A 13,266-nucleotide genomic window follows, 5' to 3' on the forward strand; every position below is an offset into this window, starting at 1 on the left:
CCCCCTGGCTGAGGCGAGAGGCACGAAACGCTGACTCCCGGGAAATGATGGTTTTGCTGACCCATCACTACATAAAGTATATGCTAACGAACTAAAGCACAACAGTTCGTGATATAAAAAATCGTTATTGCAGCTAACTCGCCTCCGTTAGAGCCAAAGCCTGGCCTTGGGTTCCAGTCTGCCGGCGGCTAACCCGACAAAACCGTTAAGCTGATTATTTTTTGCCCTCCTTGTTAGTTAGAGACTCCAGATGAAGATAGTTGCGGATGAGAATATCCCGTTAGTTGAAGCGTTTTTTCAGGATCTTGGGGATATTCAGCGTTTGCCTGGCCGGCAAATGCAGCAGAAAGATGTCGCCGATGCAGATGCGTTGTTAGTTCGTTCGGTTACGCAGGTGAACGCCGATTTGCTGGCAGATAGCACGGTTAAATTTGTGGGCACCTGCACCATCGGAGTCGATCATCTGGATGCCGATTACCTGAATGCGCAAGGCGTCCGCTTTGCCAGCGCACCCGGCTGCAATGCCAACTCTGTGGTGGAATACGTTTATGCGGCGTTATGCCATCTGGACGTCAATTGGTTGTCACGCAAGGTGGGGATTATCGGTTGCGGCAATGTGGGAGGGCTTTTGCACCGCCGTCTGCATGCGCAGGGCGTTGAGTGTTATTGCTATGATCCTTTCCTTACGCCGGAGCAGAACGAAGATCTGGCGAGCCTCGAAGCGGTATTGGCTTGCGACATCATCAGCATGCATACCCCGCTGACCACGGGCGGCGCTCACCCCAGTTTTCATTTAATTGGCGCGCGGGAACTGGAACAGCTCAAACCGGGCGCGGTGTTGTTGAATTGTGGTCGCGGCCCGGTCATTGATAATCAGGCGTTGTTGAAACACCTTCACACCGATAGGGACTTGCAAGTGGTGTTGGATGTGTGGGAGCCAGAGCCGGAAATTTCTCAACCCTTGTTGGCGCGCGTCGCGCTCGGCACGCCGCACATTGCTGGTTACAGTTATGACGGTAAGCTCAAGGGTACCGAGATGATCTATCAGGCGCTATGTGGCCATCTTTCGGTCGAGCCGCAAAAGGCGGTCAGTGACCTTGTCCAATCTTTAGCCGATAACCGCTTGGTAGTGACTGCTTCTGATCCGTGGGATGCAGTTAAGCAACTCATCCCACAAGTCTATGACATTGCCGCCGATGATCGCCGTCTGCGCGAACTCTCCACTCAGGCTTTGGCTGGTTCTGCCAATTTTGCTATTGGGTTCGATCTGTTGCGCAAACATTATCCGATGCGCCGGGAGTTCCACAATTATCGCGTTGACCATCAAGCCGCTGATGCCTGGCTGAATGTGCTTGGGTTTCAGAGTCAGTAACTTCTTATTTAAAAACTCTCTATGTTTCGATTGGGTGTCATTGTCAATCCATATGCCGGACTTGGCGGTACTGTTGGCCTTAAGGGCAGCGACGGTGAAGCTACCGTCGCCGAGGCATTTAATCGTGGGGCGGAACCGCGCGCAATGGCTAGAATGCGTCGCGCCTTACAAGTCCTGTTGCCTTGGCGCGAGCAACTCCACCTATTTTGTTATGCCGGTGATATGGGCGAATCATGTGCTATTGCGCTGGATTTTTCTTACACCGTTGTTGGCAGTCCTTCCGCGCAGGTCACCACGGCAGTGGATACCTGCGAAGCGGCGCGTGTGTTGATGGCACAAGGTGTTGATCTGATTTTATTCGCCGGCGGTGATGGTACAGCGCGCAATATTGCCGACGCGGTAGGTACACGTCAGGCGGTATTGGGCGTGCCTTCCGGTGTGAAGATGCATTCAGGTGTCTACGCCATCACACCGGAAGGTGCAGGTCATATTGTGCAATTATTATTGGAAGGCAAATGGGTTCCGATTGTTGAACAGGATGTGAAAGATATTGATGAAGACGCCTTTCGAGCAGGCCAGGTTCGTGCACGATTTTACGGTACACTGCTGGTGCCGGAGGCACCGCAATTTTTGCAACAGGTTAAGAATAGCGGTGCACGCGTGGATGAGCTGGCACAAATTGATGTGGCAAGTGAAGTGATTGAACATCTGGTGGATGATACCTTGTATATCGTCGGACCTGGTTCAACCACGCAGGTACTATTACAGCAAATCAATCTGGCTGGCAGTTTGTTGGGCGTAGATTTGATGCGCAACCAACAGCTTCTGGCGACCGATGTCACTGCGCAGGATATCAGTAATGCTTTGGATCAACACACGGGTGAGGTGCGCATTATCATCACTGCCATTGGTGGGCAGGGTCACATCATCGGACGAGGTAATCAGCAATTGACGCCGGATATCTTGCGTCGTGTCGGTAAAGAAAATATTCAAGTCATCGCCACTCGTGAAAAAATTCTCGCCTTACAAGGTCGCCCTTTATTGGTTGATAGTCATGATCCGGTACTGGACAAAACTTTCGCCGGATACCTGCCGGTGATTACCGGCTATCGCGAACGAATTATGTACCCGGTGGGTATTCAAGATCAAACCGCAGGTCAATCGCCTGCCTAGTGAGAGTTATGCAACCCATATTAGCCCGCCTGCAAGCATTACAAGATCAATTTTTATCTGCCCCAAGTAGTGAATCTTCAGTCGTCATAGACAGTTACCGCTTACTCCATGGCCGTGGAAAAACAGTGGCGGGCCTGGAGTTTGTATGTATCGATTTCTTCCAGCCGTTACTCTTGTTGACCTGTTATCAGGAGCCGCCTGCGCATTGGCTCGATGAATTTTTGCAACAGGCAACACCGCTGTTGTCGCCACACATTCACGCTGTTCTTGTCCAGCATCGTTATATCGCCGGCGCACCCGCTGAAGTGATTTGGGGGCAATTACCCGAGAAGATCTATGCGCGTCGGGGTGAGTTGCAGTTTGTTCTGCATCCGGGGCAACAACAAAACACGGGCTTTTTTTTGGATATGGAGCCGGGCCGGCGGTGGTTGAAGCAGCAGGCGGCAGATAAACGGGTACTGAATTTATTCGCCTACACCTGTGCATTTTCTGTTGTGGCGATTGCTGCCGGTGCAGAGAAGGTTGTCAACGTAGACATGAGTAGCAGGGCGCTGCAAATCGGGCGTGATAATCACATGCTCAATCAGCTCAATAAAAAATCCAGTGAGTTTTTAGCAGAGAATATTTTAAAATCCTGGGGGCGTATCAAGAAGCGCGGGCCCTATGACATCGTTATTCTCGACCCACCTTCCTATCAACCGGGCAGTTTTGTTGCGCAAAAAGATTATGCGCGTCTGGTGCGCCGGCTGCCGGAATTGATGCCGCAAGGTGGGTTGGTCCTGGCGTGTTTGAATGCCCCGGAGTTAACCACTGAATTCCTGATTGATGTCTTTAGTCACGAGTGCCCAACCGGTACTTATGAAGAGCGCCTTGTTCCTTCAGCTGATTTTCCCGATGTAAATCCGGAGCAACAATTAAAACTATTAGTATTTCGTGTACCACCAGTGGCGGTTTGATGGAAAATCGCAACGGACGTTGTTAAAGCTTTTACACCTGCCGTTGCAAGTGATTTTCCTGCTGATTCCGTATTATTTGCGTAGCAAGGTTTGAACAACCTGTTCAATGGCATGGGACGAACCACTTTTCAGTGCCTGGCGTACAAGATAAATACTGCTGGCATAAGTTTCCTGCACTGACGGTGGCAGTTCTTTGTCCGCATCTACCGCAATGCCGGACAGTTCTTCCATATCCAACCGCGAATAAAGTACTGTAAAACCTTTGTGAGAGAGTGTCACCTGATCCAGTGCTTCTTGGCGAATGGTGCTTTCATAATGAATATAACCAGTCTCTGCCAGCCAGATCATTGTACTGAAGCAAGATTGAAAACGAGTGCAGTGCAAGCCGAATTCATCCGGTGAATCCGGACCTGAAATATCCTCGACAAAGAGTGTTATCTTGCGCGGAAAACTGAGGTAAAGCTGAGCAAATATACGCGCAACATCTTTATAGAAATCTGCGATGTGAATATCAGCCATGGGCGATTTCCTGATATCAAACGGATGGCGGCGCTGTGCATTGTTATCCTCAGCAGCGGCTGAGAATGACAATGCAAACAGGTTATTGCGAGTAACGTTGCAGGAATTCACCGAAACGGTGGATGGCTTTAGTGAGGTCATCTTCGCGCGGTAAAAATACAATGCGGAAGTGATCATTGGTCGGCCAGTTAAATGCGGTACCTTGCACCAGCAGAATTTTTTCCTGGATCAGGAAGTCGAGCACCATCTGTTCGTCATCCTTGATTTTGTACATATCGAGATTCAGTTTCGGAAACAGATACATTGCGCCGCGCGGTTTGACACAAGAGAGGCCGGGAATTTTTTCAATGGCTGTCATCGCTGCATCGCGTTGATCGCGCAGGCGCCCGCCAGGCACGATCAATTCGTTGATGCTTTGATAGCCACCCAAGGCTGTCTGGACGGCAAACATGGCGGGTACATTGGCGCACAGGCGCATGGATGCCAGCATCTCCAGCCCTTCGATATAACTTTTGGCGCGATGCTTTGCGCCACTGATTACCATCCACCCTGAACGAAAACCGGCCAGGCGATAAGCTTTTGATAAGCCATTAAAGCTTACGCAGAGTACGTCCTGCGCCAGGCGGCCCATCGGATGAAATTCAGCGTCGTCATACAGAATTTTGCTGTAAATCTCATCGGCAAAAATAATCAGGTTGTGACGGCGTGCCAGCTCAACAATTTGTTCCAAGACATCTTTGCTGTAAACGGAGCCGGTAGGGTTGTTGGGGTTGATAACCACAATCCCGCGCGTTTTGTCAGAGATTTTGCTTTCGATGTCCGCAATATCCGGGAACCAACCCGACTCTTCATCGCACAGGTAGTGACGAGCCTTGCCTCCGGCGAGATTCACGGCCGCCGTCCACAACGGATAATCGGGTGCCGGTACTAAAATTTCATCGTTGTTATTCAATAGGGCCTGCATCGCCATCACGATAAGCTCACTGGCACCGTTGCCCAGGAAAATATCTTCTATCTCCACGCCGGGGATTTGCAGGCGCTGGCTCTCCTGCATGATGGCTTTACGTGCGGCAAAGAGTCCGCGCGATGCGGTATAACCTTCTGCATTGGGCAGGTTGTAGATGACATCCTGGATAATTTCATCGGGTGCTGCGAAGCCAAACGGGGCAGGGTTGCCGATATTTAATTTCAGGATACGGTGGCCTTCTTCTTCAAGGCGGTAGGCGTGTTCCAGAACCGGGCCGCGGATGTCGTAGCAAACACCGTTAAGCTTATCGGATTTCTTAATATTGCTCATTTGCAGTAATATGCCTTTTATGCAGAAATAAGCACTAAATCATCGTGGTTCGCAGGCTACTGTGTCAAGGAAATCGTTATGTCCGATAAAGAAAATTATGACGACGCTCACTGGCGTGAGCACCTAACACCCGAGCAATACCGTGTATGCCGGCTTAAAGGCACGGAGGCACCGTTTACCGGTGAGTATTGGAATGTCTTCGCGGACGGCATTTATCGCTGTCGCTGTTGTGGAGAGCCATTGTTTGAGTCGGGAACGAAGTTTGATGCGGGATGCGGTTGGCCCAGCTTTTATGCCCCGATCCAGGAAGAGAAAATTCAGGAAGAGTTTGACGCAACCCACGGTATGCGTCGCACTGAAGTGCTTTGCCGTCGATGTGGCTGTCATTTAGGGCATGTATTTCCGGATGGCCCTGCGCCGACCGGGTTGCGCTACTGTATTAATTCGGCTTCGATATTGTTGAAAGAGGACACCGATAAAAAAGAATGATGTCAGCGTGCGCGTTATCGCGCACCGATTAATCGTAAAGTTGTTTTTTCTTCCATTCGTCCTCATCCCCGAATTTGTCCCATTCTTTATTCAGCGATGTAGGGGCTTTGTTGGGGTCTTCTTCGGCGGACATTTTTTCTTCGCTATTAACATCGGCTGTTGTCTGCTGTGTTGCTTTTTGTTCGAGTTTGTCGATGAGAGCTGAAAGCTGCGCAATTTGTTTATCGTAGGCATGGTTGGCGTTTTCGGGTAGCAGAAGTTTACGCGCAAGCCCGTAATAGTGAACCGCCAGACGAGGCTTACCTAGTTGCTGTGCTTTTTTGGCTTGGGCGACATGGCCATCAACCGAGCTTTGTAGTGCCAGACGTTTGATTTGATCAGTAAACGCAGCGGCCTGAACTTTGGTTAGCGCTTTGAGCGCTTCCTGTTGGGCAACAAAGCGATACAACTCCTGCAAATGTTGGCGGATTTCCTTGATTTGTTCGGGATTTTCCAATCGCACGCGTTGTGTGTTGGCTGTTTGTTTGATCGCATTGAGCTGGTCCGTCAATAACTGCAAGTCAGCGGCATGGGTTGCGTCATGGGGCTCAAGTTTGTTCAATTGTTCGCATGTATCGATCAATGCCCGGTACACGACGGCTGTCAGATCGCTACTGAGGAAATGAGGGGGAAAGCCAGTGAGCATGTGGCGGAAGTTGCGCTGCCGCACTTTCAATGCCGTTAGCAACCTTTTTTGATGAACTCGTCTTCTTTCAATAGCTTGCGATATGAGTGCATAGGCAGCCAAAAGCACCAGAAGTAAAATAATGGATGAAACGATATAAATGGACATAGGTAGACGGCTGCTTATCAAGCTTTAAAATATGACACACGTCTCAAAGTATAGCACCAAAGCGCGACGCACCCTTATGTCGAAAAGTTGTGTCGTGGTTCGCTAAGTGCTTGTTTCCACTGTTATAAAAAAAGAAGTAAAAGTGTTGACAGTGCATCCTTCCCTACTTAGAATGCGCCCCACTTCTGACGTCGCTGATGACAGAAGGTTTCTGGGTCCCCTTCGTCTAGTGGCCTAGGACACCGCCCTTTCACGGCGGTAACAGGGGTTCGACTCCCCTAGGGGACGCCAATTTCAGGAAAGTTTCAGCTCAGGTAGAGCAACTGATACGCGGGAATAGCTCAGTTGGTAGAGCACGACCTTGCCAAGGTCGGGGTCGCGAGTTCGAGTCTCGTTTCCCGCTCCAATATCAGTGTTATCCAGATCTAGTCCGAATGTGTGCTTTCTCTGCTTTGCAGAATAGTTGTCCCCTTCGTCTAGTGGCCTAGGACACCGCCCTTTCACGGCGGTAACAGGGGTTCGAGTCCCCTAGGGGACGCCACGCCCGGACATGTCAGCATTAACCCTTTCGGGTGTACCAATAAGCGGGAATAGCTCAGTTGGTAGAGCACGACCTTGCCAAGGTCGGGGTCGCGAGTTCGAGTCTCGTTTCCCGCTCCAATCTCTCCTCTTTATATCTGCCCTTTAATTAGTTGCTACCTTTAGTCGTTTGCTATTGGTTGTTAATGGTTACTAAAAATCAATGTAAGCCAAAGCATTTGGCCCGTTCGTCGCGGTACGAAAAATCTTTTCCTGCGCGCATCGCTTCATGGCGCAATTCATCAAGCTGCTGGTAGCGTGCTATTTCTTCATCGGGCATAAAATGCAGACAGTCACCACCAAAAAACCAGAGCAGGTCGCGATAGAGTAGTGGCATGAGGTGTGGATATGACGTTACTACCCGGCACAGTAGTAATTGGCCGGTGTGGAGAAAATCCTGGCCGATCTGTTGATGCAGTGACTTTACATCTGACAGAAATTGTTGGTCATCTTCGCTGCAATCAACAGCCGTGAAAGGTGGTTGCTGTTCGATTTGCTCAATAAACGCATGCAAGAGTTGCAGGTGGTATAGTTGATAGTCTTGTTCAGGTGACTTTGTATCTGACATGGCGGGCCTGACGGTTGATTCAGCACGAGGCATGATTGTGGTAAATGTGATGGAGCTATTATGACAGCTGCGCTTTCGATTAGAAATCTTCGTAAAACCTATGACAACAAATTTGAGGCGCTTAAGGGGATCACCCTGGATGTAGCGCCCGGCGATTTTTTTGCCATGTTAGGGTCCAACGGTGCGGGTAAATCTACCACGATTGGCATCATCAGTTCGCTGGTGCGCAAAACCTCGGGGCAGGTGGACATCTTCGGTAAAGATATTGATGCCGACTTTTCGGCTGCCAAAAAATTCCTCGGTGTGGTTCCCCAGGAATTCAACTTCAGTATGTTTGAAAAGGTGGAAGACATTGTTCTGCAGCAAGCCGGTTACTATGGTTTGCCGCGCAGTCAGGCTAAGGCGCAAACCGAAAAATATTTGCGCCAATTGAGTTTGTGGGACAAGCGGCAAACGCCGGCCCGTATGCTGTCGGGGGGAATGAAGCGGCGACTGATGATTGCTCGTGCGCTGGTGCACGAACCCCGCCTGTTGATTCTTGATGAGCCCACGGCTGGTGTGGATATTGAACTACGTCGCTCCATGTGGGATTTTTTGCGCGACATCAATGCGGCCGGAACCACGATCATTCTAACGACCCATTATCTGGAAGAGGCGGAGAGCCTTTGTCGAAATGTGGCGATTATTGATCATGGAGTGATTGTGCAAAATACCAGTGTGCGCAATCTGTTGCAGCAGCTGAACAAAGAGGTTTTTATTTTTGATACCCAGGCTGTTATTGAGCAAGCGCCTTCGGTGAAGGGGTATCAGGTGCGCCGCCTGGATGAGCATTCCTTTGAGGTCGACATAGAAAAAGGTCAATCGCTTAACCATTTATTTGACCAACTTACGCAATTGGGTATCAACATTATCAGCATGCGTAATAAGGCAAATCGTCTGGAGGAGTTGTTTGTATCCATGGTAAGCAATAACAAAGCAGTGGAGGAGGTGAAAGATGGAGTTTAATCAACAGTGGATTGCCTTCCGTACTATCCTGCGCAAAGAAATTAAACGCTTTACTCGCATTTGGGTACAAACTTTATTGCCACCGGCGATTACCATGGCCCTTTATTTTGTGATCTTCGGCAAATTGATTGGTAGCCGTATCGGTGAAATGGATGGCTTCAGCTATATTCAGTTCGTTGCGCCAGGCTTGATCATGATGTCGGTGTTAACTAACTCCTATTCCAACGTGGTGTCGTCGTTTTTTAGTGCCAAATTTCAGCGTAGCGTGGAAGAAATTCTTGTATCGCCCACGCCTAATTATATTATTCTGCTCGGTTATTGTATGGGTGGTGTAGCCCGCGGTTTGGCGGTCGGGGTATTGGTTACTTTGTTGTCGTTGGTGTTCACCGATCTGCATATTCACAGCTGGGTGGTTACCGTTGCTATTGTTGTTCTCACATCCATGCTGTTTTCGCTGGCCGGTTTTATTAATGCCGTTTATGCCAATAGTTTTGATGATATCTCTATTATCCCCACCTTTGTACTTACGCCCTTAACCTATCTTGGCGGTGTGTTTTACTCTATTCATCTGCTGCCGGATTTTTGGCAAGGTGTGTCGCAGTTAAATCCGATTTTGTACATGGTCAATGCGTTTCGTTACGGCATGTTGGGCGTGTCGGATATCAATGTTGCAGGCGCATTCGCCGGTTTATTGGTGTGTTTGGCAGTGTTGTTTATGATTGGTTTACATCTACTGCGCGTGGGTAAACGTTTGCGCGCGTAAACAATGTTGAGTTTATCTTTATGAGTCACGGTATCATCGATAGTCCTTTGGGGCAGCAAACGCAATATGTGTCTGTGTATTCGCCCGAACTCCTGTTTCCTATTCTGCGAGCGGCCTCACGTGAATCATTGTTGTTGAAAGGTGACGCATTGCCGTTTTATGGGGTTGATGTGTGGACTGGCTATGAGCTTTCCTGGCTGGATGAGCGAGGCAAGCCTGTTGTGGCTATTGCGGAATTTCGGATTCCTTGTACCAGCCAGGCGATTGTCGAATCCAAATCGTTTAAGTTGTATTTGAATTCTTTTAATCAAACCCGGTTTACTGATGCTGCCGAAGTTTGCGCAACACTGGAAAAAGATTTATCCGCTGCGGTGGAAGCCGTTGTTCAGGTTTCTCTCAAGCCATTGTTCAATGGTAAATTGTCTGCTGACAAATGGATGCACATTGAGGTACTGGAAGGTTGCTGTCTTGATGAGTTGCCGGTAACTATTGATGCCTACCATCCCGAGCCTGGCTTATTGCAGGTTGATCCACAAACCCAGGTCGATGAAACGCTGGTCAGTCATCTGCTGAAAAGTAACTGCCCGGTGACCGGTCAGCCGGATTGGGCGAGTGTGCAGATTCGTTATGCTGGTGCGCAGATTGATCATGAAGGATTGTTGCGCTATATCGTGTCATTTCGCGAACATCAGGATTTTCATGAACACTGTGTCGAGCGGATGTTTGTGGATATTATGGCGCGTTGCCAGCCGCAACGATTGAGTGTATACGCGCGTTATACCCGGCGGGGAGGTTTGGATATCAATCCGTTTCGCACCACAGAACCGGCAGAGCAGCCGAGCTCAGTGCGTCTGGTTCGTCAGTAACCAGGGCAGTCTCTAGACGATCACTTTATCGCGCAGACGCTCTGCGGCTTTTTCGAGGGAATCGATAACTTTTTCTTTATCATAATTGCGGATTTTGTCGAGATCCAGGTACATGGAAAAACCTTCCGCGCGCTCTTCAAAGTAACTCTGGTTTTTACCTAATTCCTTACGGAAATCCACGACTTGATACACTTTGACTGGCAGGGCAAAACCCTTGACCTGTATCTCGCCTTTATCACGGCACATGATCGAGTCTTTTACCAATGACCAGGTTTCGTGGGAGATAAGAATCTCATCCGGGTCGGCGGCCGATTCCAGGCGGCTGGCCAGGTTTACCTGGGTACCGAGTACCGTGTAATCCAGATGGCTGGACGTACCGAAGGTGCCTACCGTGCAGAAACCGGTATTGATGCCCATACGAATTTGCAGAGGCTTTTTAATACCCTGGTTGAACCATTCCAGCTGCAGGGATTTCATTTTTTTCTTCATGGCGATAGCCATGGACACGCAGCGCAGACAATCAGCTTTTATACCCTGGCTGTTGCTATCGCCATACAACACCATGATGGCGTCACCCATAAATTTGTCGATGGTGCCGCCGTAGTGCGTCACGATCTTGGACATCTCTGTCAGGTAATGATTGAGCAAATCGGTAAGTGCCTCAGCTTCCATTTCTTCTGACAGCTGACTGAAATCTTTAATGTCTGAAAAGAACACACTGATTTTTTTTCGTTCGGCTTGCAGGGTTTCATCGCGGCCTTGATTGATGGCCTTCCATACGGTTGGTGGTAGATAGCGAGAAAATTTATAAGCCCGGATCTTGTGCCACTTCTGCTCGTTTTCCAGTTGTTTCTGGCTCATCACCAATTTGCGAAAACGTTGGTGCATATACACAGCATGAACCAGAAAGTAACACACAATGCCGATCAGGCTGGCGGCGCTGATCTGCACACTGGTGCTGAGAATTAATTGTGGCTTATGCAATAACAGGCTGACCAGTACACCCGCTGCAAAGGCTGCGTTGTCTTCCATCCAGCGACGAATACCGCCGCTTAACAGTGCGTTAAACTGGATGATTGTCAGAAAGAGGACACAGGGCAGGATACTGAAATTGATCAAACTCAGAACCAGGCCAATCAGGCCGGCATCGACATAGGAGAGCCAGCGCAAGAGGCTGGTTGTCGATTCCGGGGGACGTTTATGGGTGAAGTGGTAAGTGGCATAGGGATAGAGCAACAGCAGGACGACGACAATAACATACAAGAGATTTATATCTTCCCAGTTTGTATGAGATGCCAAGGTGCCCGCAGCAGCAAAGCATATCAGCGCCCGGAAGTAGTACTGCTGTAGAGGTGACTCGGTATGGGCATTCACAGAGGGAGTCTTGCTGTTCATTTGTTATAAAAAACCTTAGTTTTATGCTGCCGATAAGTAGCCATCCCTAAAGATAAAGACTGTTCCTCAACAAATTCATGTAAAGGCTTGGTATTAAACGTTTTTTCACGACAAAAGTCTATTGCCGTAGAGTGCCAAATCTTTTGCTTGGCGCAGTATTCAACCATGGGGTTACTTCTTTAATTTTAGATGAAGGTATTTCTCTTCCAACTCTGCATATTGGGTCTGCAGGATCAAATGATCCGCTTGAAGATTCTTTAGCGCTTCGCCGGTTTGCAGGTTGGGATTGTCCGACAAAGCAAGTTTCAATTTATCGTTTTCCTGTTCCAATTCAATAATACTCGCCATTAAAGTTTTACTCTCAAATGCAAAGTTGTGTAAGAGTTCTTTAATCCGCTGGTTTTCCTCTTGTGTAACCTGGGCTTTATCGAGCAAGAATTCTTGTTGGTGGAGTTTTTCCTGTGAATTTTTCAGCTCATCCTCTATCAGCTTCACACAGGTTTCAGCCTCTTGTACAAAACGAATTTGTCGTTGCAATTGTTGTTGCAGATCCTGTATCGCCAGCTCTTTTTCCTCGGCGGTTTTGGCATCCTCCAGTTTACGTTGCAGTTGATTGATGATGCGGTGCTGGTCAACGGCTACATTGCGCAGCTTGATAATTTCGTTGGCAATAGTTGGATCTGTTCGCGTGGCACGAACAGTTTGATAAAGTACGGCGGGGTTTTTCTCCAATGTCTGGCGACCGGTGAGCATGCCTTGATGCACATCGTGATAAACATTGTGATAGCGATCAAGCAAGTCGGTGAAGTAAGCTTTGTCCTCGACACTTTCAGCCATATCCGATAACTGTTGGTAGTAATCCTGGGCATTCTCCTGGGCTTCTTGCCATTGTTGTTCGAGATCAAAAAACAGCTGCTTGAATTTTTCCAGATTCTCAATTCGTTTTTTGCAGTTTGCCAGCTCAGTTTCTAATGCATCTGTATCAGTTTGAGCGGCTAGCAGATGAGCTAATTGCTGCTCCAGTGAGTCCCAGTGAACAATGGGTTTATCGCCTTCAAAAGACACGGCGGATTCTTCCGCTGTCAAAAACTGGTGCCGGAGAGCGAGAATTTTTTGCATCATTGGCGCGTCGGGCATTTGCGCCGCGGTAATCTCACTGTTCCCGGTAATACCCTGGTATTGAAGGCGCGTGATCTCAAGTTGGCGGGCAAGGTGTTCGCGATAATGGTTTGCCTTCTGTGCCGGAGCTGGCGTCGGGTGGCTGCTCGGCGCTAGCTTGTTTTGGTGCGCCAGCAGTTCACGCAGCTTCCCCTGTTGCCGATGAATTAATTTTCTCTGGTTGCGGAGATACAGCAACAGAAATACACATAACAGCATCAACAGAAGATAGACTTCCAAGGCTGCTACAAGAATGTAATTGGATACCTGCATGGGTATTCTCGATAGTATTTG

At 48.9% G+C, this 13,266-nt stretch carries 13 protein-coding genes and 4 tRNA genes; 11 read left to right on the forward strand and 6 right to left on the reverse strand.

Annotation, left to right across the window (positions count from 1 at the left end; genetic code table 11):
- Nucleotides 1–250 precede the first annotated feature (250 nt).
- Genes CBR65_RS00565 through CBR65_RS00575 form a run of 3 tightly spaced genes read left to right on the forward strand, consistent with a single transcriptional unit; the run spans nt 251 to nt 3,501 of the window.
- Nucleotides 251–1,372, forward strand: coding sequence for a 4-phosphoerythronate dehydrogenase (locus CBR65_RS00565; RefSeq protein WP_087465058.1), 1,122 nt, complete (start codon nt 251–253; stop codon nt 1,370–1,372).
- A 21-nt stretch (nt 1,373–1,393) separates the two neighbouring features.
- A complete protein-coding gene (locus CBR65_RS00570; RefSeq protein WP_087465059.1) occupies nt 1,394–2,545 on the forward strand; it encodes an ATP-NAD kinase family protein in 1,152 nt (383 codons plus the stop codon).
- Nucleotides 2,546–2,553: 8 nt separating this feature from the next.
- The gene (locus CBR65_RS00575) at nt 2,554–3,501 is read left to right on the forward strand and encodes a class I SAM-dependent methyltransferase (protein WP_087465060.1); all 948 of its coding nucleotides are present in this window, start codon (nt 2,554–2,556) and stop codon (nt 3,499–3,501) included.
- Nucleotides 3,502–3,573: 72 nt separating this feature from the next.
- Here the strand turns inward: CBR65_RS00575 and CBR65_RS00580 are convergent, their stop codons facing one another.
- On the reverse strand, nt 3,574–4,020 hold the full coding sequence (locus CBR65_RS00580; protein WP_087465061.1) for a hypothetical protein: 447 nt from the start codon (nt 4,018–4,020) through the stop codon (nt 3,574–3,576).
- A gap of 82 nt (nt 4,021–4,102) precedes the next feature.
- Nucleotides 4,103–5,317: a pyridoxal phosphate-dependent aminotransferase gene (locus tag CBR65_RS00585; protein WP_087465062.1), complete on the reverse strand. Its 1,215-nt coding sequence runs from the start codon at nt 5,315–5,317 to the stop codon at nt 4,103–4,105.
- A gap of 78 nt (nt 5,318–5,395) precedes the next feature.
- On the opposite strand from CBR65_RS00585, the gene msrB reads away from it, so the two are divergent.
- Nucleotides 5,396–5,806: a peptide-methionine (R)-S-oxide reductase MsrB gene (gene msrB / locus CBR65_RS00590; RefSeq protein ID WP_087465063.1), complete on the forward strand. Its 411-nt coding sequence runs from the start codon at nt 5,396–5,398 to the stop codon at nt 5,804–5,806.
- A 28-nt stretch (nt 5,807–5,834) separates the two neighbouring features.
- Here msrB and CBR65_RS00595 read toward each other — a convergent pair whose 3' ends face one another.
- Entirely contained in the window at nt 5,835–6,638 is an 804-nt protein-coding gene (locus CBR65_RS00595) for a hypothetical protein (protein WP_087465064.1), read from the reverse strand.
- A gap of 215 nt (nt 6,639–6,853) precedes the next feature.
- Here CBR65_RS00595 and CBR65_RS00600 point away from each other — a divergent pair.
- The 4 genes from CBR65_RS00600 to CBR65_RS00615 all read left to right on the forward strand — a co-directional run bounded on the left by CBR65_RS00600 (nt 6,854) and on the right by CBR65_RS00615 (nt 7,298).
- A tRNA-Glu gene (locus CBR65_RS00600) sits at nt 6,854–6,929 on the forward strand.
- A 39-nt stretch (nt 6,930–6,968) separates the two neighbouring features.
- Nucleotides 6,969–7,044 (forward strand) — tRNA-Gly (locus CBR65_RS00605).
- Nucleotides 7,045–7,103: 59 nt separating this feature from the next.
- Nucleotides 7,104–7,179: transfer RNA gene (locus CBR65_RS00610), tRNA-Glu, on the forward strand.
- A 43-nt stretch (nt 7,180–7,222) separates the two neighbouring features.
- A tRNA-Gly gene (locus tag CBR65_RS00615) sits at nt 7,223–7,298 on the forward strand.
- 79 nt (nt 7,299–7,377) lie between these two features.
- On the opposite strand, the gene CBR65_RS00620 is transcribed toward CBR65_RS00615, so the two are convergent.
- Nucleotides 7,378–7,785, reverse strand: a complete 408-nt coding sequence (locus CBR65_RS00620) for a PA2817 family protein (protein ID WP_232461291.1) — start codon at nt 7,783–7,785, stop codon at nt 7,378–7,380.
- A 60-nt stretch (nt 7,786–7,845) separates the two neighbouring features.
- Here CBR65_RS00620 and CBR65_RS00625 point away from each other — a divergent pair, with 60 nt between their 5' ends.
- Genes CBR65_RS00625 through queF form a run of 3 tightly spaced genes read left to right on the forward strand, consistent with a single transcriptional unit; the run spans nt 7,846 to nt 10,419 of the window.
- Entirely contained in the window at nt 7,846–8,790 is a 945-nt protein-coding gene (locus CBR65_RS00625) for an ABC transporter ATP-binding protein (protein WP_087465065.1), read from the forward strand.
- The gene (locus CBR65_RS00630; RefSeq protein WP_087465066.1) at nt 8,780–9,553 is read left to right on the forward strand and encodes an ABC transporter permease; all 774 of its coding nucleotides are present in this window, start codon (nt 8,780–8,782) and stop codon (nt 9,551–9,553) included. Before CBR65_RS00625 ends, CBR65_RS00630 begins: the two co-directional genes overlap by 11 nt.
- A 20-nt stretch (nt 9,554–9,573) precedes the next feature.
- Entirely contained in the window at nt 9,574–10,419 is an 846-nt protein-coding gene (gene queF, locus CBR65_RS00635; RefSeq protein ID WP_087465067.1) for an NADPH-dependent 7-cyano-7-deazaguanine reductase QueF, read from the forward strand.
- Between the two features lie 12 nt (nt 10,420–10,431).
- Here the strand turns inward: queF and CBR65_RS00640 are convergent, their stop codons facing one another.
- Nucleotides 10,432–11,814, reverse strand: a complete 1,383-nt coding sequence (locus CBR65_RS00640; RefSeq protein WP_087465068.1) for an adenylate/guanylate cyclase domain-containing protein — start codon at nt 11,812–11,814, stop codon at nt 10,432–10,434.
- 171 nt (nt 11,815–11,985) lie between these two features.
- Nucleotides 11,986–13,245, reverse strand: coding sequence for a hypothetical protein (locus tag CBR65_RS00645; RefSeq protein ID WP_087465069.1), 1,260 nt, complete (start codon nt 13,243–13,245; stop codon nt 11,986–11,988).
- Between the last annotated feature and the right edge of the window lie 21 nt (nt 13,246–13,266).

Source organism: Cellvibrio sp. PSBB006, from assembly GCF_002162135.1.
GTDB lineage: Bacteria > Pseudomonadota > Gammaproteobacteria > Pseudomonadales > Cellvibrionaceae > Cellvibrio.

Coding starts and splice junctions, on each gene's coding strand:
- CBR65_RS00645 (WP_087465069.1), bottom strand. CDS start 13,245: ATGCAGGTATCCAATTACATTCTTGTAGCAGCCTTGGAAGTCTATCTT.
- CBR65_RS00640 (WP_087465068.1), bottom strand. CDS start 11,814: ATGAACAGCAAGACTCCCTCTGTGAATGCCCATACCGAGTCACCTCTA.
- queF (WP_087465067.1), top strand. CDS start 9,574: ATGAGTCACGGTATCATCGATAGTCCTTTGGGGCAGCAAACGCAATAT.
- CBR65_RS00565 (WP_087465058.1), top strand. CDS start 251: ATGAAGATAGTTGCGGATGAGAATATCCCGTTAGTTGAAGCGTTTTTT.
- CBR65_RS00620 (WP_232461291.1), bottom strand. CDS start 7,785: ATGTCAGATACAAAGTCACCTGAACAAGACTATCAACTATACCACCTG.
- CBR65_RS00580 (WP_087465061.1), bottom strand. CDS start 4,020: ATGGCTGATATTCACATCGCAGATTTCTATAAAGATGTTGCGCGTATA.
- CBR65_RS00585 (WP_087465062.1), bottom strand. CDS start 5,317: ATGAGCAATATTAAGAAATCCGATAAGCTTAACGGTGTTTGCTACGAC.
- CBR65_RS00595 (WP_087465064.1), bottom strand. CDS start 6,638: ATGTCCATTTATATCGTTTCATCCATTATTTTACTTCTGGTGCTTTTG.
- CBR65_RS00575 (WP_087465060.1), top strand. CDS start 2,554: ATGCAACCCATATTAGCCCGCCTGCAAGCATTACAAGATCAATTTTTA.
- CBR65_RS00625 (WP_087465065.1), top strand. CDS start 7,846: ATGACAGCTGCGCTTTCGATTAGAAATCTTCGTAAAACCTATGACAAC.
- CBR65_RS00570 (WP_087465059.1), top strand. CDS start 1,394: ATGTTTCGATTGGGTGTCATTGTCAATCCATATGCCGGACTTGGCGGT.
- CBR65_RS00630 (WP_087465066.1), top strand. CDS start 8,780: ATGGAGTTTAATCAACAGTGGATTGCCTTCCGTACTATCCTGCGCAAA.
- msrB (WP_087465063.1), top strand. CDS start 5,396: ATGTCCGATAAAGAAAATTATGACGACGCTCACTGGCGTGAGCACCTA.